General features: G+C 54.5%; 17 protein-coding genes. 12 read left to right on the top strand and 5 right to left on the bottom strand.

Going from position 1 to position 17,867, the window contains the following annotated elements; translation table 11 throughout:
- Window positions 1–168: 168 nt before the first annotated feature.
- From BCV73_RS29780 to BCV73_RS29795, 4 genes are all read left to right on the top strand, one after another.
- Window positions 169–1,248, top strand: a complete 1,080-nt coding sequence (locus BCV73_RS29780; protein ID WP_089549531.1) for an ankyrin repeat domain-containing protein — start codon at window positions 169–171, stop codon at window positions 1,246–1,248.
- Between the two features lie 311 nt (window positions 1,249–1,559).
- Window positions 1,560–3,662, top strand: coding sequence for a TerD family protein (locus BCV73_RS29785; protein WP_089549532.1), 2,103 nt, complete (start codon window positions 1,560–1,562; stop codon window positions 3,660–3,662).
- A gap of 211 nt (window positions 3,663–3,873) precedes the next feature.
- Window positions 3,874–4,374, top strand: coding sequence for a DinB family protein (locus BCV73_RS29790; RefSeq protein WP_089549533.1), 501 nt, complete (start codon window positions 3,874–3,876; stop codon window positions 4,372–4,374).
- Window positions 4,375–4,507: 133 nt separating this feature from the next.
- Window positions 4,508–5,533 (top strand): SMI1/KNR4 family protein, encoded by a 1,026-nt coding sequence (locus BCV73_RS29795; protein ID WP_089549534.1) that lies wholly within the window; start codon window positions 4,508–4,510, stop codon window positions 5,531–5,533.
- 147 nt (window positions 5,534–5,680) lie between these two features.
- Here BCV73_RS29795 and tatC read toward each other — a convergent pair whose 3' ends face one another.
- The gene (tatC, locus tag BCV73_RS29800) at window positions 5,681–6,451 is read right to left on the bottom strand and encodes a twin-arginine translocase subunit TatC (protein WP_076172290.1); all 771 of its coding nucleotides are present in this window, start codon (window positions 6,449–6,451) and stop codon (window positions 5,681–5,683) included.
- Between the two features lie 32 nt (window positions 6,452–6,483).
- Entirely contained in the window at window positions 6,484–6,735 is a 252-nt protein-coding gene (locus tag BCV73_RS29805) for a MerR family transcriptional regulator (protein ID WP_076172288.1), read from the bottom strand.
- A gap of 279 nt (window positions 6,736–7,014) precedes the next feature.
- Between BCV73_RS29805 and BCV73_RS29810 the strand changes: the two genes are divergently transcribed.
- The 4 genes from BCV73_RS29810 (at window position 7,015) to BCV73_RS29825 (ending at window position 11,257) form a co-directional block, all read left to right on the top strand.
- On the top strand, window positions 7,015–8,619 hold the full coding sequence (locus tag BCV73_RS29810; protein WP_089549535.1) for a flavin monoamine oxidase family protein: 1,605 nt from the start codon (window positions 7,015–7,017) through the stop codon (window positions 8,617–8,619).
- Window positions 8,620–8,650: 31 nt separating this feature from the next.
- On the top strand, window positions 8,651–9,208 hold the full coding sequence (locus BCV73_RS29815) for a RidA family protein (protein WP_343220316.1): 558 nt from the start codon (window positions 8,651–8,653) through the stop codon (window positions 9,206–9,208).
- Window positions 9,209–9,274: 66 nt separating this feature from the next.
- On the top strand, window positions 9,275–9,484 hold the full coding sequence (locus tag BCV73_RS29820; protein ID WP_076172284.1) for a twin-arginine translocase TatA/TatE family subunit: 210 nt from the start codon (window positions 9,275–9,277) through the stop codon (window positions 9,482–9,484).
- Window positions 9,485–9,778: 294 nt separating this feature from the next.
- On the top strand, window positions 9,779–11,257 hold the full coding sequence (locus tag BCV73_RS29825; protein WP_076172282.1) for a protein adenylyltransferase SelO: 1,479 nt from the start codon (window positions 9,779–9,781) through the stop codon (window positions 11,255–11,257).
- Window positions 11,258–11,313: 56 nt separating this feature from the next.
- On the opposite strand, the gene BCV73_RS29830 is transcribed toward BCV73_RS29825, so the two are convergent.
- Window positions 11,314–12,405, bottom strand: coding sequence for an oxidoreductase (locus BCV73_RS29830; protein WP_076172280.1), 1,092 nt, complete (start codon window positions 12,403–12,405; stop codon window positions 11,314–11,316).
- A 158-nt stretch (window positions 12,406–12,563) separates the two neighbouring features.
- Here BCV73_RS29830 and BCV73_RS29835 point away from each other — a divergent pair, with 158 nt between their 5' ends.
- Complete coding sequence (locus BCV73_RS29835; RefSeq protein WP_089549537.1) at window positions 12,564–13,463, top strand: LysR family transcriptional regulator; 900 nt, start codon at window positions 12,564–12,566, stop codon at window positions 13,461–13,463.
- A 136-nt stretch (window positions 13,464–13,599) separates the two neighbouring features.
- Entirely contained in the window at window positions 13,600–13,887 is a 288-nt protein-coding gene (locus BCV73_RS29840) for an alpha/beta-type small acid-soluble spore protein (protein WP_089549538.1), read from the top strand.
- 181 nt (window positions 13,888–14,068) lie between these two features.
- Here the strand turns inward: BCV73_RS29840 and BCV73_RS29845 are convergent, their stop codons facing one another.
- Both BCV73_RS29845 and BCV73_RS29850 read right to left on the bottom strand, forming a co-directional pair.
- Window positions 14,069–15,463 carry a sensor histidine kinase gene (locus BCV73_RS29845; protein ID WP_089549539.1) on the bottom strand — a complete coding sequence of 465 codons (1,395 nt, stop codon included), beginning with the start codon at window positions 15,461–15,463 and terminating at the stop codon, window positions 14,069–14,071.
- Window positions 15,463–16,140, bottom strand: coding sequence for a response regulator transcription factor (locus BCV73_RS29850; protein ID WP_076172272.1), 678 nt, complete (start codon window positions 16,138–16,140; stop codon window positions 15,463–15,465). Before BCV73_RS29850 ends, BCV73_RS29845 begins: the two co-directional genes overlap by 1 nt.
- A gap of 299 nt (window positions 16,141–16,439) precedes the next feature.
- Between BCV73_RS29850 and BCV73_RS29855 the strand changes: the two genes are divergently transcribed.
- Window positions 16,440–17,189 carry a polyphosphate polymerase domain-containing protein gene (locus tag BCV73_RS29855; protein WP_076172270.1) on the top strand — a complete coding sequence of 250 codons (750 nt, stop codon included), beginning with the start codon at window positions 16,440–16,442 and terminating at the stop codon, window positions 17,187–17,189.
- Window positions 17,186–17,866 carry a DUF4956 domain-containing protein gene (locus tag BCV73_RS29860; protein WP_076172268.1) on the top strand — a complete coding sequence of 227 codons (681 nt, stop codon included), beginning with the start codon at window positions 17,186–17,188 and terminating at the stop codon, window positions 17,864–17,866. Before BCV73_RS29855 ends, BCV73_RS29860 begins: the two co-directional genes overlap by 4 nt.
- Window position 17,867: the final 1 nt, after the last annotated feature.

Genomic DNA, 17,867 nt, shown 5'->3' on the forward strand with positions numbered 1-17,867 from the left:
CGTCAATGGCATGCACCTCGCTTCCATTTTTAATATAATTCAGGTAAATGGCCCCAAGTATTATATATTAAGCTTAATGCAGCGCAGGGGGATCCGTCTACGATTAACAAATAAATCATCTACATAGATTGAATTAAGTTTAACCATTTGGGCAGGGGAGAGGAAAACATGATTCAGTTGAAAGATATCGGGAAATTCAAGGAGCTTCCAGAAATCGCAATGCATATCTATCAAGGGAATATTCCGGCTTTGCGGGATGCTCTCGCGGAGGGTTGGGATATTGAGGAGGGTATCGTACTTAGCCGGTATAATGCGTTAAGTCCGCTTGACCTTGCCGTGATCGCGGAACGGCTGGATGTAGTTAAGCTGCTGGTAGAACACGGCGTCAACCTCAATAACGCACAGAGTCCGGCTTTTTTACGGGCTGTCCGTTATGGGAAGGAGGAGATGGTACGCTATATCCACACGCAGGGTGCCAGAATGGACATGCTTAATCGAGTGGGCTCCGGCGCGTATTCGCAGGCTTACTATGGCAACAAACGCAACATCCCGCTCATCCAGGAGCTGGGCCTCGATATCAAGCTGGACGGCGGGGCTGTACTTCGCCAGGCGGTGTCCGATCATGACTATAAGACCCTCAATTATTTGCTCGATCAGGGGGTGGACATTAACTACAACCAGCCGGATCAAGTCTATCCTTACGAAGCGACGCCGTTAACCGTGGCCGCGCGCATTGGAAATTTCGACATGGTCAAGTTTTTGGTCGAGCGGGGCGCGGATGTGACGTTAGCGGAAAAGGACGGTGAACGGCCGTATACGATCGCGGTCAGCCAAAAGAACGCAGTTCTGGCCGATTATTTAAAATCGCTGGAACCGCCGGAATTTCATGACGTGGCGAATAAGAAGCATGAGCTGAGAGCGTATAAATTACCGGAGGAGCTGGTCGATCGGTTAACCGGTGACCGTCTGCGCCTTGAGTTAGCCCCCAATGAGTACGATATCCAGCATATCGACTTCTTCACATTGACCGACACGATCCCGATCAAGGTCGGGCGGCAGAAGCTGCTGCGCCTATCGGCAGACATAGACAACTATTCGGATCTTCAGCTCATGTGGAATCCGAAGAAAAAAGGATGGATCGGCTGCTATGACGTCGAGCATGACCACTATTCGGACCTGTGCCGTTTGGGAGAGTTCCTCGAGCAGCCCGGTACGTATCTTATTCGTTTTCTGGAGGGTGAGCTGTAGAAACCGGAATGGTGCCTGAGGATGATTCGGACGAATCTGGATGATTTTTCTTACATCGTAATACTTTCGCCCTGTTGGCGCGCTGCGGAGTATGGGAAGATGGGGACATCAAAGGCTCGGGTTCAGTAAAACCCGAAACCCTTGACCTTCAGGCTATGGCGGTCCTTCCTTCTAACTTCATTTGGTGAACATAGGGCCGCCGCTTCCCTGAAGGATTTCGATTCAGAGAGGAGGCGTCCAGGCTATCATGCTCCTTCCTTCTTTAACCCTTATTAAAAAATTAGGGGCATGGGTTTCCTGGACTCTTTAATATGAATATCAATACCATCTACTTACGAAGAGCCAATCATCTGATCGTGGAACAAGGGCAGGGGGGCGAGCCGCTCCCGAAGGCCTATTTGGCATCCGCCCTGAAAAATATCGAAGCGCTGGGATATACGTTTTCGCATGCGCTGCTGCGCGCGGTAAAGGACTTATCTAAAGTGCAGTTTGAAGCATTATACCAACAGCTGGTCGCGGATTTACAGGTTATGGTCGGGGCTCATGTGAAGTTCAAACCGATGTACCCGGATTTTCCGATGCAGGTCATGGAGCATAGCGATGCCGAGCTGTATCTGAATGCGATTTATCATTACCTGACGTTGGATGTACCGGCGTATGGGCAAGCGGACCGGCTGCCCCTGGAGGATGAAGGTAACCTGAAAGTGATTGGTTTGGGGAGCCGGGCGGAATTCATGAGCCTGATCTCCCGGTTGATTCAAGCCAAAGGCTCCATCTCCGATCGTGACAAACAGGATATTGATGACGTCATTGCGTTTGCCGGCGCGGATGATTTGGAAGTGCTTCTACCGGACGACATCCCGTTCAAGGAAAATGCGGCATTCGTCGCAGCGTCCTTAATGAAGCATGACCAAGCCAATCTGGAGCAGATCGGACGGTACTTCCGGACGGCGACCGATGTCCTTCGGCTGGCAGCCGCATGGTCGGATGGAGACGTCAGTCTGGCCGAGGCGACGCGCTTCCGCAAATTCAAACGGCGCGAGCGACGGCTGCTGCTGGGACTGCTCGAGAAGTGCCCGTCCATCACGGAAGATATGCTGCGGTACAAGGAGCGCTGGATTCGGCTGGGCGAAATTCTGCATCCTTCCGAATATAAGCATCGCTTCCGGCGGTGCGAGGAAGCCTTTGACGTCCTGCGGAACGACAAGCCGTTCACGACCTTTAACGGAAGCGTGGAGCTGGCCTTCCAATTCCGGAACGTCTGGACGCTGATCGATCTCTTGATGCAGCGCCCGGGCGAACTGGCGAGAAGGCTCGATCATCTGCTCCGGTCCACCGAGCATACAGAGTATGTCGTGCTGGCTTTTGGCGAGGTGGTTAAGGAAGTATCGACGCCGGTGCTGCTGCAGGTGAAGAACCATTTTGCCCGCCGCCAGGAACGGCAGCAGCTGCGCGTCTTTTTTCCAAAAGGGAATGTCGCCAATGCGTTTGCCCTTCGGAACAACCTGCCGGAGATTGAAGAAGAGGCATGCCGGGACATCGTGCGGCTGTGCGAGCAGGCGCTGATCGGGCGCTTCTCTGCCCTGCCGCCGCTCGGGAAGGTGTATGTCGACAAGCGGCTCCAAAGCTACCTCGTGCCGTTCTCCGGGCGCTCCGCCAGCAAAGCGCTGCATACGATCGTGCGCGGCAGCCGGGTGCCGATGGCGGAAGGGGATACGATTCGTTTCTTCAGCTGGTGGAAAGAGGGCCTGGTGGACGGCAAGCCGACGGGCCGCGTAGACATCGATCTGTCCGCCGTAATGTATGACCGTGACTGGCAGTATGTGGAGCATATTTCGTATACGAACTTGCGGTCGTCCAAGTACCGGGCCGTGCACAGCGGAGATATCGTTTCGGCCCCTCAAGGCGCGTGTGAGTTTATCGACCTGCACATTCCTTCCATCGTCGATTATGGCGGACGGTATATTGTGGCAACGCTGCATTCGTTCACAAGCCAGCCGTATTGCGATTTGCCGGAGTGCTTTACGGGCTGGATGATGCGGAAGAAGCCCGGGTCCGGCGAAATTTTCGAGCCGGGTACGGTCGCGAACAAAATCGATGTCACCGCCGATACGCAGATTGCCATCCCCGTAATCTTGGATCTGGTGGAACGCACGGTGATCTGGACGGACCTATCTTTAACTCGGCATCCGTACTACTACAACAACGTCGAGGGGAACCAAAAAGGAATGGTCCTGATGGGCAAAGCGATGACGACTTTGCGGAAACCGGACCTGTATGATCTGTTCACCCTCCATGCCAAGGCCCGTGGGGTGCTGACCGAAACTCCGGGGGAGGCCGATGCGTTGTTCTCTGTGGAGCAAGGAGTAACTCCTTATGATATCGAGGAAATTATGGCGGAATATATGGTGTAGATTCGGATATACCGAAAAACGTAAAGAGATTAACCGATAACCGGCTCATGGCGATCATGCGTCGGTTTTTTGCGTTCGTGATTTTTTTAATAAAATTCGCAACTATGACAAACCCTGTCACCAATATGGGCTAAGATGGACGTATGAAAGGCCGAAAGGAAGCAGAGGCTGGTCGTAAGAAATTTTAATCATCAAAAGGAGGAAGAACGTTATGTATGTGACGGTGCAGGATTTTATTCAGGAATGGAACAAGGAAGCCGAATTGACGCAGGGGGTTCTGGATGCGCTGACGGATGAATCGCTGGGGCAGCAGGTCTATCCGGAAGGACGGACTTTGGGCAGGATCGCCTGGCATTTTGTCTCGAATATCCCCGACTATTTGAACGAATTCGGCATCGCGATGGATAAGGTCGCAAATCCGGATGAAGTCCCTTCCGCTAAAGAGATTGCGGATACCTTCCGGACGGTCAGCTCGACAGCCGCCAAGGCACTGGAAGAGCAGTGGACCGATGAGTCACTTCGCAAGGTACAGAACGCATTTGGACGAATGGAATCCAACGCCTCCATCCTCATGGGGCTGATCAAGCATATTGCGCATCATCGGGGTCAAGCGACGGTTCTGATGCGTCAAGCGGGACTGGGCATACCGGCCGTCTACGGGCCATCGAAGGAAGGATGGGTGAAGCTGGGGGTACAGCAGCCGCCGCTGTAAAATCATTGGGCGCCCGATACGGCGCTTTTTTTTTCATAAATGCTATGCAACTCCTTGAGGCTGCCGCGCCCTGGAGAACCGCCTCCGGAAAATGCTATAATCACAGCAAGAGTATATCGCAGGGGGAATGAGGATGAGCGAGGATCTGTTGGAACAGCTGGAGACATGGCATGAAGAGGATGAATACGAACGCATCGTAGAGGCCGTAACGGAAATTCCTGCGGAGGAGCGGAGTTATGAGCTGATCGGCCATTTAGGCCGGGCGCTGAACAATCTGGAACGCTACGAGGAGGCGGTGCAGCAGTTTCTGACCGTTGCCGAGGAAGGGGCGGAAGATCCGCTTTGGCATTACCGGATTGGACTGGCCTATTATTACCTGGAGCAGTATGATGACGCCGAGCGGGAGTTTACTCGTGCTGATGAGCTGGAGCCTGGGGATGAGGATACCCTTGAGTTTCTGGAATGGATCCGTGCCAAGAAGGCCGGGGAATTCGAGGAAGAGACGGATGAAGATTTAGATTCAGACGACTCGGCGGAAGACAGCGGCTCGGATGAATCCGGGGAAAACGATGAAACGGATGGTGCCGCGGCGGCCGTGGCTTCGGTGAATGCCATCCCATCGGACGAAGCCAATTTAGATGTGCCGTATGGCTCGCCAAATGAGGGTTTCGATATCAACAACTTCTGGAACGACGCCGATCCCGATGCGGAATCGTATGTTTCGGCTCCGCCGACAGAAGATCTGATCGATTCCGTGCAGGAGGAGCTGGTGTTCAAGCTGCCGGCGTTTTATGTGCAGATGATGAAAATACATAACGGGGGCATTCCCCGCAGCAGGTACTTCCCGCTGGGTGAAGCCGCCGATGGAGCGCCAAGCGGGGTCCGGATTAACGGCATGTTCGGCATCGGCCGGGACAAAGCCAAGTCGCTCTGCGGGGCCTCCGGCAGCCGGTCTATCATCGAGAACGGTGGTTATCCGGAGTTCGGCGTCGTCATTTGCGACTGCCCGCAGGAGTCCGGCGTGGTTATGCTGGATTACCGCGGCTCCGGCAACGATGGAGAGCCTGAGGTTGTGCATGTAGAACAGGCAACCGGGCGTAAGATTACCCGGCTCGCGTCCGATTTCGAAACCTTTGTCCGCGGACTAGTTAACGCCTAGGGCCCGTGACAACAAAGCCGCCATGAACGCGTGAGCGGGGATGGAATCCCCGCAATATCGCGGCAAAAAAATCAAGAGGAAGCTGTTCCCTCGCAGGGGAGCCAGCTTCCTTTTTTATGTCATAGAGGCAATTCCATTTCCGTTCTTTTAGGTTGCCGAATAGGAGCCATCCGTGACGGCATGCTCCAATGCCTCTTTCGCACGCTGCTTCTTGCGATGCACCCAACCGGTCAGCCAAGCGCTGATTTCGTACAAGGCGATGAGCGGAACAGCCACCATGAGATGGGAGACGAGGTCAGGCGGCGAGATCAGTGCAGCCACGGCAACCAGAACGACGTACGCGTAACGCCTCATTCCTTTTAGAATCGATGGGTTTAAGATCCCGATCCGGGCCAGAAACATAACGATCACGGGCAGTTCGAAGGCAATGGCGAGCGGGATCATGATATTGAACATAAACCCGAAGTACTGGGATACCCCATAGGTCTCCACAAGGCCGATCTGACGGTTGATGCCGGCTGTAAAGCGCAGGCTCATCGGAAAGACGACGAAATACGCAAAGGCCACGCCCACCAGAAAGCATGATGCAGCGAACGGTATGTAGCGGACTGCCGCCTTTTGCTCGCCAGGCTTGAGTCCCTGGCAGACAAACCGCCAAATCTGGTACATGCCAAAGGGTATGGTCGGCAGCAGCGACAGTACCACGGCAATGCTCATATAAATCCGCAGTCCGTCCCATGGTGAGAAGACGTTCCATGCGACGTGGAGCGGGGAATGCGTCCGCAGCAGCGTCAGGATATGAGGGGCTGCAAACAAGCCGGCTGCCATACTGACGATGAATACGGCAGCGATTCGAAGGAGCCGTTTTCTAAGCTCGGCGATATGCCCGAGCAGGGTCATCGTATTTTTCGCTTCCATAGGCGAAGATCACTCCTCCCAAGTCATGTCCGTTACCGGAAGGCCGGCGTGCAGCGCGGCGTTTTCGATTTTTTCATTTCCTTCAGCTCCAGCGTATTAAATCCCTCCTGCATTTTTTGATAGATGTCCTGAATGGCCTTTACGTCTTCAAAAGAATATCGGCGGTTACCTCCTTTCGTCCGCTCCGGGAAGATCAGCTTCCGTTCCTCGTAATACCGGATTTGGCGTTCCGACAAGCCGGTCAGCTCGCAGACGATCCCAATGCTCATCACCTTGCTCTCCATGCTTTTTACCTCCTGTGCAAGTATAGTTAACCCCGGACCATTGCAGAAACAGCCAGGATTGAAACCTAGAAGAAGATAAAACAAAGAGAAGAAACACACAAACAGATGTTTATGGAAGGAATTATGACATGATTTTAAGGAAAACCCATTAAAAATGCAATCGGTTTTTAAAAATAAAAAATCCATGTAAGAAATCCTTACACAAATTCACCGAAAACTAAATTTCTTTGCTAAGATCGCCTCAAGAGGTTCCATTCCACTAGCGAAGGAGTGATCGAGGTGACAATCAAGGAGCAACCGAAAGAGATGACCCGCAGACAATTTCTGTCGACCGTCGGCAAAGTAGGGGGATCCGTTGCCGTCTTCAGCCTGATGGGAACGATGGGACTGCTGTCGCCGGAGACGATGAAGGCCGCCGAATATGAGCCGCCGGGCCCGAATGATCTGCACTTAAGCGGACGGGGCGGCAAAAAAATCATCATTCTCGGCGCCGGGATCGCCGGTATGACGGCAGCGTACGAACTGGGATTGGCCGGGTACGACTGCACGATTCTCGAGGCAAAAAGCCGGGCGGGCGGCCGATGCTGGACTATTCGCGGCGGCACGTCAGAGGCGGAAATCGGTTCGGGTACCCAAACTTCCCGCTTCGATAAGGGCTTGTATTTCAATGCCGGCCCAATGCGCATTCCGCAGTTCCATGTCACCCTGGAGTACTGCCGGAAATTCGGCGTTGCGATCGAACCGTTCAACAACGTGAACGAAAGCGGCTATTACTACAACGAAAACGTCGGCGCTTTATCCGGTCAGAAGGTGCCGAAGCGGGCTGCCAAAGCAGACGTACGCGGCTACGTCGCGGAAATGCTCGCCAAGGCGGTTGACCAGAACGCGCTCGATCTTCCGCTCACGGCTGAAGAGAAGATGAAGCTCGTCGATTACTTAAAGGTGGAGGGGGACCTGAACCCCGATTTGTTCTACAAAGGCTCGCAGCGCGGCGGATACAAGGATGAGCCGGGGAGCCGGCTTGATGCCGGGGTTCTCCGCGATCCGTTCGATCTAAAGTCGATCATCAACTCCGGCTTCGGTAAGTATTTCAGCAATGAGTACGAATACGACCAGCAGATGATGATGTTCCACCCGATCGGCGGGATGGACGCCATTGCGAAGGCGTTCGAGAAGCGGGTTGGCAATCGGATCAAATTCCGGGCCGAGGTCAAGGAGATCCGCCAGTCCTCGTCGGGCGTGAGAATCGTGTACACCGACATGGCATCCGGCCGGGAGCAGGAGGTCAAAGGGGATTACTGCATCTGCACCATTCCGTTATCCGTGCTGAAGAAGATCCCCGCTGATTTTTCCCCCGAAATGTCCAAGGCGATTCAGAGCATCAATTACGCCTCTGCCGGAAAGATCGGCCTGCAGTTCAAGCGGCGCTTCTGGGAAGAGGATGAGCACCTGTACGGAGGCAGCAGCTTGACGAATATGGACATTACGCAGATTTATTACCCGCCGACCGATTATTTCGGGAAAAAGGGAGTCCTCCTCGGCTATTATGCCTACGGCGGGGTTGCCGACAAGCTCGGAGCGATGTCGTACGCGGAGCGGGAGAAGCTGGCGCTGGCACAAGGGGCCAAAATCCATCCGCAGTATCCAAAAGAGTTCGAATCCTCCTATTCGATCAACTGGAAAACGATCAAGTACCAAGAGGGCGGATGGGTTTCTTACTCAGCAAACGACCGCAAAACGTACTATCCGACACTGTGCAAGCCTGACAACCGGATTTACCTGGCCGGTGAGCATATCAGCTACATTACCGCTTGGCAGGCCGGAGCGATCGAGTCCGCCCGCGAAGTGGTCACCGACATCCATCAGCGTGTCATGAAATCATAGATCCATATCTAGAAGGGGCTGGTCTTTTATGATGAAAAAAATGAAAACGACGCTGCTGATGACAGTTCTGCTTGGCACCGTCAGCGTCACGGCATATGCCGACAGCGCCGCCCATACCCCGGCGAAACCGGCCAAGCCGATCAAGACGGCGCCGGCGCCGGTATTTTACGGAAGCCCTTCGTCGTCCATATCCAGCGGCGTGGTCGTTCACGAAGGCGCATCGTACTTGTTCACGAGCGGCACCGTCCCGCCGGTACTGAACAAGGACGGCAAGACGGTCTATGAACGCTATGGGGATACGAAAACGCAGGGCATCGGCATTTTGAAGGAAATCGAAAAGCAGCTGAAGGAACAGGGCCTTGGCCTGAAAGATGTCGTTTACCTGCGGGTATACATCGCTCCTGACGCCCAGAAGGGCGGCACGTTTGACTATACGGGTTGGTTCGATGCCTATGCGCAGTTCTTTAATACCGAAGCCAATCCGGTAAAGCCGGCCCGCTCGACGGTAGGCGTGGCGAGCCTGGTGAGTTCCGACTGGCTGATCGAGATCGAAGCGGTGGCGGTGAAGCCGGATTCGAAGAAGAAGTGAGGCTGGAGCAATGATTTCGCTAAGGCGGAGTGTTCTCCATGACAAATGAGAAGGAGCTGATTGGCGATGTTTCAAAACGTAGGATTTGCCGGGTTGATGATGATTCTGGTCGTCGTGCTGATTTTGTTCGGGCCCTCCAAGCTGCCTGAGCTGGGCCGTGCGGTGGGACGCACGCTCTCCGAATTCAAGTCGTCCGCCAGGGACCTCGTCGGTGAGGATAAAGAAGAAGACAAAGAGCGTGAGCGAGAGTCCGGTATCATTAAAATCAAAGGATAAAGGGGAGGACCAACGGATCCGCCGATCAACGGCCACCCTGTATAGCCAGCCCCGTCATTCAACGCGAATGGCGGGGCTGTTTGCGCCCAGCCGGTCGAAGCGCATCGTGGCCTCCGCCGCTGTGTTCTTTTATAATGGAAGAACCAGGCATCGTTTGGCCGCTGAAGTTCTGGGCCGCATAATAAATTTGATACGGCACAGGATATGAAGCAGTGGAACCGGCCTTGGCCATAAGACAATCAGGCTGTCATCATGCGAAGAATAATTTTACTAGGACTGAAAAAGGAGACCTTTATGACGGATACACAAGGAAAACTGGAGGCGGGATGGCACTTAGACAACAGCTACGCCGGGCTGCCGGATCTGTTTTATACCCGGCAGGATCCGGTGCCGGTGCGTTCGCCGCAGATCGTGGCATTCAATGAGCCGCTGGCGGCGTCGCTCGGTTTAAACGCTCAGGCGCTCATGAGCGATGAAGGAGCTGCGGAACTGGCGGGAAACCGCATTCCGGAAGGGGCGCAGCCACTCGCCCAGGCATACGCAGGGCATCAATTCGGCCATCTTACGATGCTGGGTGACGGGCGGGCGGTCCTGCTGGGCGAGCAGGTTACGCCAGAGGGCAAGCGAGTGGATATTCAGCTCAAAGGAGCGGGCCGCACGCCATACTCCCGTGGTGGCGACGGACGGGCGGCCCTGGGGCCGATGCTGCGGGAATACATCATCAGCGAGGCCATGCATGGCCTTGGCATTCCGACGACCCGCAGCCTGGCGGTGACGTCCACCGGCCAGGCGATTACCCGGGAGGAAGAGCTGCCGGGCGCGATTTTAACCCGCGTGGCGGCCAGCCATATCCGCGTCGGCACGTTTCAGTTCGCTCGGGGAGCAGGCACGACGGATGACCTGCGGGCTTTGGCCGATTACACCCTGCAGAGGCATTATCCCGATGCTGACCTTGCTTCCGGTGAAAATCGCTACCTTATATTGCTGCAGGAAGTGATCAAGCGCCAAGCCGCTCTGATCGCGAAATGGCAGCTGGTTGGATTCGTCCACGGCGTTATGAATACGGACAACATGACCCTCAGCGGGGAAACGATCGACTACGGTCCGTGCGCCTTTATGGATACCTACGATCCGGCCACTGTGTTCAGCTCCATCGACTCACAGGGCCGGTATGCTTACGGCAACCAGCCGTACATCGGCTCCTGGAATCTCGCCCGATTGGCGGAAGCCTTGCTGCCGCTGCTGCATGAGGACGAGGAGCAGGCCGTTAAGATGGCGGAGAATGCGGTCGAGACTTTTGCCGGTCTATTTAATGAATACTGGCTTGCAGGGATGCGGGCGAAGCTTGGGATCTTCCGTGAAGAACCGGAGGACGAGGCGCTCATCGAAGAACTCTTGGACCTCATGAAGACGCATCGCGCCGACTATACCAATACGTTTCTTGCCTTAACGTTTGACCGGTTGGAGGGAACGCCGCTGCATGGCATCGAAGAATTCGAGGCTTGGCATGCACGCTGGCAGGAGAGGCTTGGCCGGCAGTCCGAAACCAAGGAGGCTGCGCATCAATTGATGCGGGACAGCAATCCGGCGGTCATTCCGAGGAACCACCGGGTGGAGGAAGCGCTGGAGGCGGCGGAGCAGGACGGCGATTACGAAGTGATGCACCAGCTGCTGCAGGTTCTGGCCGATCCTTATGCGCATACGCCGGAACAGGCCGAGTATGCCGTCGTACCGGAGTCGACGTTCCGGTATCGGACCTACTGCGGAACCTGATATAAGATCATGAGAAAGGACCAGCGGAGCTGGTCCTTTTTTTGTAGGAACAAGTGTTAGCCCAGTACTTCCTCTTCCTTTAATGTGGCCATCGGCTGGAGAAAACGGTGATCAAAAGCTCGCGGCGTGCCCCCCTCCCGTATCTTGTTCACCCAATCCGGATTGGCCAGTGCGCTGGTTCCGACGGCGATCAGATCGGCTGCTCCTGCAATCAGCATTTGTTCGGCCCTTTCAGGATCACCCAGTTTTCCATTGGCGATCACGGGAAGGCCGCTGTATCGTTTGGCGAGCTCCGCAAGGGTCGGCCCCTCATCCGAGAAGGCGGGCATCCATGCCTTATACTCGGTCGTATGAAGGTAACTGGCGGAAGCTGCGGCCAATTCCCCGAAGATGATTTTTGCATCTTCTTCTCCATGAGCCCATTTGTGGTCAAAATCGTTCACCTTCCCTTGCGAAATGCGAACGCCGACCAAATAATCCGGGCCAACGGCGGAACGGATGGCTCTAAGGACTTCTACGGCGAAGCGGATACGCCGGCTTGTCGCGCCGCCATAATCATCCGTGCGCCGGTTTGTATAATCCGTAATAAACTGATCGAGCAGATAGCCGTTGGCGGCATGAATCTCCACACCGTCAAATCCGGCGTACTTCGCGCGGAGAGCGGCCTGCTTGAAGCCTTCGATCGTTCTTCGAATCTCTGCCAGCGTCATAGCCTTTGGCACAGCGAACTCGCCGCTGCCCCCATGATCCTCCAGCATCGTTCCAACAGGCTGCACCGCAGACGGTGCGATCGGAGTGAAAGCATCATGCTGGACTAACGCGCCTGCATGCATCAACTGGGCAATGATTTTCCCTCCTTCCCGGTGCACGGCCTGAATGATCGGTATCCACGAATCAGCTTGTGCTATGCTGGCGATACCGGGCTGATGATGATAACTCCGGCTGAATTCCTCATCCGGGTACAAGCCCTCCGTGATGATCAAGCCGAATCCCCCTTTTGCAAAACGGGAATAATAACGTGCCATACGATCGTTAGCCACTCCGTTCGGCTCTGCACTGGTGCGTGTCATCGGCGCCAGAACCGCCCGATTCGGAAGCGGTAGGGTACCTAGCATATAACCGTTAAAAAGGTTCGGATATTGCTTCATATTTAAAAACCTCCCTTTATTTTTTTGATAGCGGACCTTCTTTTACACCTGGTTGTTGACCTGAGATGATTGTATCCTGCCTGTTCAATACCGTAAAATGATTGCTATAGATGAGCTCATTAAAAAAATTGATGGGATTGAACCGGAGGTTTTGGGGGATGGAGCTAACCGACTTGAAAGTGTTTATAGCTATTGTGAAGGAAGGCAGCATTACCCGCGCAGCTGAGAAGCTGGGCTATGTACAGTCCAACCTCACTACAAGGGTGCGAAAGCTGGAATCGGAGTTGGGGGCGCAGCTGTTTCTTAGGACACCGAAGGGGGTAGTCCTCGCCGAGAAAGGAATTATTTTGTATAAATATGCCTCGGACATTCTCATGCTGGCCGAGGAGGCAGCCAAGGCTGTCAAGGAACCTGACTATCCTTGCGGTCCACTGTCGATCGGCGTGGTGGAGACGATAGCTTCAACGGCCCCATTTATTCAGGCGCTGTCCGAATTTCAGACCCAATACCCTGAGGTGAGCTTGTCATTGGTGACTGCAACTTCGAAGGAGAATTACGAGAAAGTTCTGGATCGGCGCTTGGACGGCGCCTTCTTGACCGGGGAGTTTGAACTCTCCTCACTGCAGATCGCCTTTGAAATACAGGAAGAAGTGGTGCTCCTAACGCCTGCAGGCCAGGAAACAGAAGCATTTGCTAAGACGGGGAATCCTGCATGGGTCGTGTTTCCGAAGGGCTGCCCACTGCGTGCTGCGAACGAAGATTGGCTTCATAGCCAAGAGGAACAAGGTATGAATATGATCGAGGTCAGCACTTTGGAGACCATGCTAAATTGCGTACGTGCGGGAATCGGCAGTGCGTTTCTGACCCGGATGGCTGTGACTGCGACTGCGGATGAAGATGGTGTTCGCATGTACCCGGTCCCCGAACGATACCAATTTGTGACCACGCGACTGGTGTCCCGGAAGGAGCAGTTCCAGAGCCAAGCGTTCCTTGCTTTCGCCGCATGTGTAAAAAGGGCAGGACAGCGGTTTAACTTGGCAGACTATGCAAATGGTTAAGCATAAAAGATACCTTCTGGATTGATCCATACTAAAGCCTTCATACAGGAAGGCAGGATCAGGCAGCGCTTAGGGAGGATGGACCTGGCTGTCTCCGGGCATGTTAAGGGAAAACAAGTGGGGAGATGAAGCTAGGATGTCCAGAAGAAACCGAAAATACTCGGTGCCAGGGGTTGCCAGGGACATGCAGACGTTTAAAGCAGAAGTCATGCGGCGCGAAGGGTATGACGTGGACCCGAACCGGCCGGATGATGTGAAGTACGAAGTGGCCAAAGACCTCGGCGTGCCGCTCAGTCCGGACGGCAATGGCGAGCTCACGACGGAATCGGTCGGCCATGTCGGGGGCAAAATCGGCGGCTCGATGGTCCGCGAGATGATCCGGCTGGCCCAGCAGCAGCTGGCGGAGAAGGACGGGCAGAAGTAGCGGCATTAGGCTGCGGCATGGCGGCTTCTCTCAGTGAGCAAGGATTGCGCTGAAGACTCCGAAGCTTATACTTTTTTTATAGGTAATAAAGGCACCCCAATGTCCTAGCGGGTGCCTTTATTCTATCTCGCTATCGTTACAGTCGGTCGCTTACCGGTCCCTTGTTCCATGGCTGTACTGCTCACCCCAGCTGCACATCAAACGTCGTTTTCTCGTTCGGCACGCTCTTCACGGATATTTTCCCTTTATGCTGCTCGACGATCGATTTGGCGATCGCCAGGCCAAGGCCATATCCGCCGTGCTTGCGGGAGCGGGAGGCGTCGACGCGGTAGAACCGGTCGAAGATGTTGTCTAAATGCTCAGGGGCGATGCCCTCGCCCGTATTCGTTACCCGCAGCAGCAGATGGTTATGCTGCTTCTTCAGGCTCAGATGGATCGAGCCCCGTGGATTGGTATATTTGACGGCGTTGTCCAGCAGGATCATGACGACCTGCTTGATCTGCTCACTGCTGCCGGTCACAGTCAGACGCGGCTCGATATCGTAAGTGAAGGACAGCTCTTTTTCGAATATGACCGCTTCCATCGTAAGAATGACGCTTTCGACGGCTTCGCTGAGATCAAACGGCACGAAGATCATATGGCCCCGCGCATCGTCCATCTGAGTCAGGTACAGGAGATCGTTCGTGAGCGTCTTCATGCGCTCGGTCTCCGATTTGATATGCTGGAGCCATTTCGACTGCGACCGGATCGTCTCGTCACTGTTGGCCAGAAGGACATCAGCGTTCGTGTTGATGACCGCAAGCGGCGTCTTCAGCTCATGCGAGGCGTCTGCGATAAACTGCTTCTGCTTGTCGAAGGCTTCGCGGACCGGTTCGATGGACCGGTTGGCGAAATATCGGCTCGTCAGATAGATAACCGCCAGCATGACCAGCGCCACGATGGAAAAGGTGTAGATCAGGTTGGTGATGATTTTCAGCTGTGCCGTCACGTCCAGGAATACGATGGAATAACCGCTGGGAGTCTGCTGCACGCTGTAAGCCCATCGCGTCCCTTCGAGGGAGAACTGGGCGTTGCGGACGGGCTTGGAAGCCGCCTCTTCCTTGGCCGTCTCATAGAACGTATCCTCCATATCAAACCTCGTGTTCTTGGACAGGAGATTCCACTCCCTGTCGGTCTTCAGCTCGAAGGATACCGACAGCTCCGGCGGGGGGATCTGCCCGCCTTCCCGGGGGTGGTGTAGATCGGTATCTCCCGTGGCAGGCAGCTCTCCACCGATGCCTCCGGATCCCTGGATCTGTGCGGCGCTGCCGCCCGTGCTAGACAGACTGCCCGTTTTGCCGCCGCTACCGGTCTGCGCCAGCGAAGCCCCGCCCTGCCCGGAGCCTTTCCCCGGGCTTTGCTTTCCGGGCCCGCCGTCCTTGTGATAAAACTCCGAGACGCGCTCCAGTTCCATGCCGATGTCGCGGCGCACGTTTTGATAGGTAATGACGTAAATCGTGGCAAAGGCGACCAGCATGATGATGGTGATGATGACCATGTTCATCAGCAGGAACCGGTTGCGCAGCTTCTTGAACATTAAGAAGTCGCCTCCAATACATAGCCGACGCCCCGGATCGTACTGATCCGCACCGAGGCGTTCAGGAACGCCAGCTTTTTCCGCAGAAACGAAATATACACTTCCACATTATTGTGCTCCGCATCGGAGTCAAAACCCCACAGCTTCTCGATCATCTGCTCCTTGGACGTCACCGCCGACTTTCGCAGCATCAGCAGTTCGAGCAGCTCGCACTCCTTCAAAATCAGCTTCAGCTCCTTGCCGTTACAGCTCAGCTTGAGCGTGGACGTGTTCAGCTCGATATCGCCGAATTTCAGGCCGTCCTCGGGGACAACCTCGCCTTTGCGGCGCAGCGCCGCCCGGATCCGGGCAAGCAGCTCGCCCGTCGAGAACGGCTTGGCGACATAATCGTCGGCCCCGCAGTCCAGCCCCGTAATCGTGTCCGAAATTTCGCCCTTGGCGGTGAGCATGATGACCGGCGTTGCAATGCCTTCGGCCCGGATCGTCTTCAGTAGCGTAATTCCGTCCATCCCCGGCAGCATGATGTCGAGCAGAAGCAGATCATAGATCCCGCTGAGGGCGTTATCCAGTCCCGTCTGGCCGTCGTGGACGGCATCGACGGAGTAATGGTTTTTCTTCAAAATCTGGGTCAGTGCCTCGGCCAGGTTAACCTCGTCTTCCACAATTAATATCCGCATCATCGTAATCTCCTTCATACCTCTAGTGCAGCGTTATTGTCCCTTAATTATAAGAAGCGAACCTTTAATCAACCTTTAACGCCTTGAATTGCAGCCTTTTGGGCTGCGGCCGGGCGGACCTGAACCTCAGCTCCTTCGCTTGTCCCTTATTGTACAATGGTGAGCTTGTTTTGTAATCGGCATGTAAACGGAATGTTATCGCAATGTTTAAGATTCGTTAAAGGTTAAGCCATTAAGCTACAAACATGAAGGGCGATGAGCCCGGGTGAACCTGTATAAACGAAAGGAGCGACATGACGATGGCTATTGAAGTGTTTAACCGGTATGAGAACAAGTATCTGATGGACACCAAGGCTTTTTACAACATTTACAACGACCTGATGGCATATATGGAACCGGATGAAAACAACAAGGATAACAAGTTCTACACCATCAGCAACTTGTACTACGATACGGAGCATCATACGCTCATCCGAACGAGTTTGGCCAAGCCCAAGTACCGGGAAAAGCTGCGGATCCGGTCGTACGGCGTGCCGGAGAGCGATGCCAAAGTATATCTGGAGCTGAAGAAGAAGGTGTTCGGCCTGGTGAACAAAAGAAGAACTTCGCTCAAGCTTCATGAGGCATACGAATTCGTCCGGACAGGGGTGCCGCCGGAGTTCCGGAAGGGCATGAACCGCCAGGTGGTCAGCGAAATCGAGTATTTTCTGAGCCGGTACGAGCTGAAACCGATGGTGTATCTGGCATACGACCGCATTGCCTTGTTCTGTAAGGGGAACCGGGATCTGCGGATTACCTTCGACACCAACATCCGCTCGCGGCGTTACGATCTTGCACTAGAGGCCGGGGATTACGGGGATCAGCTGATGGAGCGGGGACAGTGGCTGATGGAGGTCAAGGCCGAGAAGACCATTCCGGTCTGGCTGTCCAAAATGCTCTCCGAGCATCAGATGTACCGTACAAGCTTCTCCAAATACGGGAACGAGTATAAGAAATCGATACGCCATGCTAATGCACCAGTTGTGGAAAGGGAGAGAGTTGTTTTATGATCGATTCTATTTTGAGTTCGTCCGCTGCGGACACGACCTTATCGTTATCTCATGCGCTTTTGACGCTGGCCATCGCCATCGTACTGGGTGCCATTATCAGCTTCACTTATATGAAAACACAGCCTGCCTATTCGCCGAGCTTCACCTTGACGATGATGGTGCTGCCGGCGATCGTGGCCATCATTATTATGCTGATTGGCAGCAACATCGCCCGGGCGTTCAGCCTGGCTGGCGCCTTCTCAATCATCCGGTTCCGGAGTGCGCCGGGAGATTCGAAGGACATCTCTTATGTTTTGTTCTCGATGGCGGCAGGGTTATCCGCCGGTGTTGGCGCCTTTGGGTATGCGGTGCTGTTTACAGTGATCCTCTGCGCGCTGATGTACGTATTGAAGCTGATTAAATTCGGCACCCGTAAAGACGCCATCAAAACGCTTAAGGTGACCATTCCTGAAAACCTCGGTTATGAGGAGGCGTTTGAGGAAATTTTCCGCAAGCACAACGTTGAGTATGAGCTGAAAAAGGTCAAGACCACCGAGCTCGGCAGCCTCTATGAGGTGGTCTACTCGGTGAAAATGGGGCCGCAGACGAACCAGAAGGAATTTCTGGACGCGATCCGGACCCGCAACGGCAATCTGGACATTACGCTGACAATGAACCCTGCGGTGCAGGAATATTAAA

This window comes from Paenibacillus sp. SSG-1 (genome assembly GCF_002224835.1).
GTDB classification, from domain to species: domain Bacteria; phylum Bacillota; class Bacilli; order Paenibacillales; family Paenibacillaceae; genus Paenibacillus_AQ; species Paenibacillus_AQ favisporus.

Excerpts from the sequence above, each read along its gene's own strand:
- BCV73_RS29780 (WP_089549531.1), top strand. The coding sequence starts at position 169 with ATGATTCAGTTGAAAGATATCGGGAAATTCAAGGAGCTTCCAGAAATC.
- BCV73_RS29785 (WP_089549532.1), top strand. The coding sequence starts at position 1,560 with ATGAATATCAATACCATCTACTTACGAAGAGCCAATCATCTGATCGTG.
- BCV73_RS29790 (WP_089549533.1), top strand. The coding sequence starts at position 3,874 with ATGTATGTGACGGTGCAGGATTTTATTCAGGAATGGAACAAGGAAGCC.
- BCV73_RS29795 (WP_089549534.1), top strand. The coding sequence starts at position 4,508 with ATGAGCGAGGATCTGTTGGAACAGCTGGAGACATGGCATGAAGAGGAT.
- tatC (WP_076172290.1), bottom strand. The coding sequence starts at position 6,451 with ATGGAAGCGAAAAATACGATGACCCTGCTCGGGCATATCGCCGAGCTT.
- BCV73_RS29805 (WP_076172288.1), bottom strand. The coding sequence starts at position 6,735 with ATGGAGAGCAAGGTGATGAGCATTGGGATCGTCTGCGAGCTGACCGGC.
- BCV73_RS29815 (WP_343220316.1), top strand. The coding sequence starts at position 8,651 with ATGAAAAAAATGAAAACGACGCTGCTGATGACAGTTCTGCTTGGCACC.
- BCV73_RS29820 (WP_076172284.1), top strand. The coding sequence starts at position 9,275 with ATGTTTCAAAACGTAGGATTTGCCGGGTTGATGATGATTCTGGTCGTC.
- BCV73_RS29825 (WP_076172282.1), top strand. The coding sequence starts at position 9,779 with ATGACGGATACACAAGGAAAACTGGAGGCGGGATGGCACTTAGACAAC.
- BCV73_RS29830 (WP_076172280.1), bottom strand. The coding sequence starts at position 12,405 with ATGAAGCAATATCCGAACCTTTTTAACGGTTATATGCTAGGTACCCTA.
- BCV73_RS29835 (WP_089549537.1), top strand. The coding sequence starts at position 12,564 with ATGGAGCTAACCGACTTGAAAGTGTTTATAGCTATTGTGAAGGAAGGC.
- BCV73_RS29840 (WP_089549538.1), top strand. The coding sequence starts at position 13,600 with ATGTCCAGAAGAAACCGAAAATACTCGGTGCCAGGGGTTGCCAGGGAC.
- BCV73_RS29845 (WP_089549539.1), bottom strand. The coding sequence starts at position 15,463 with ATGTTCAAGAAGCTGCGCAACCGGTTCCTGCTGATGAACATGGTCATC.
- BCV73_RS29850 (WP_076172272.1), bottom strand. The coding sequence starts at position 16,140 with ATGCGGATATTAATTGTGGAAGACGAGGTTAACCTGGCCGAGGCACTG.
- BCV73_RS29855 (WP_076172270.1), top strand. The coding sequence starts at position 16,440 with ATGGCTATTGAAGTGTTTAACCGGTATGAGAACAAGTATCTGATGGAC.
- BCV73_RS29860 (WP_076172268.1), top strand. The coding sequence starts at position 17,186 with ATGATCGATTCTATTTTGAGTTCGTCCGCTGCGGACACGACCTTATCG.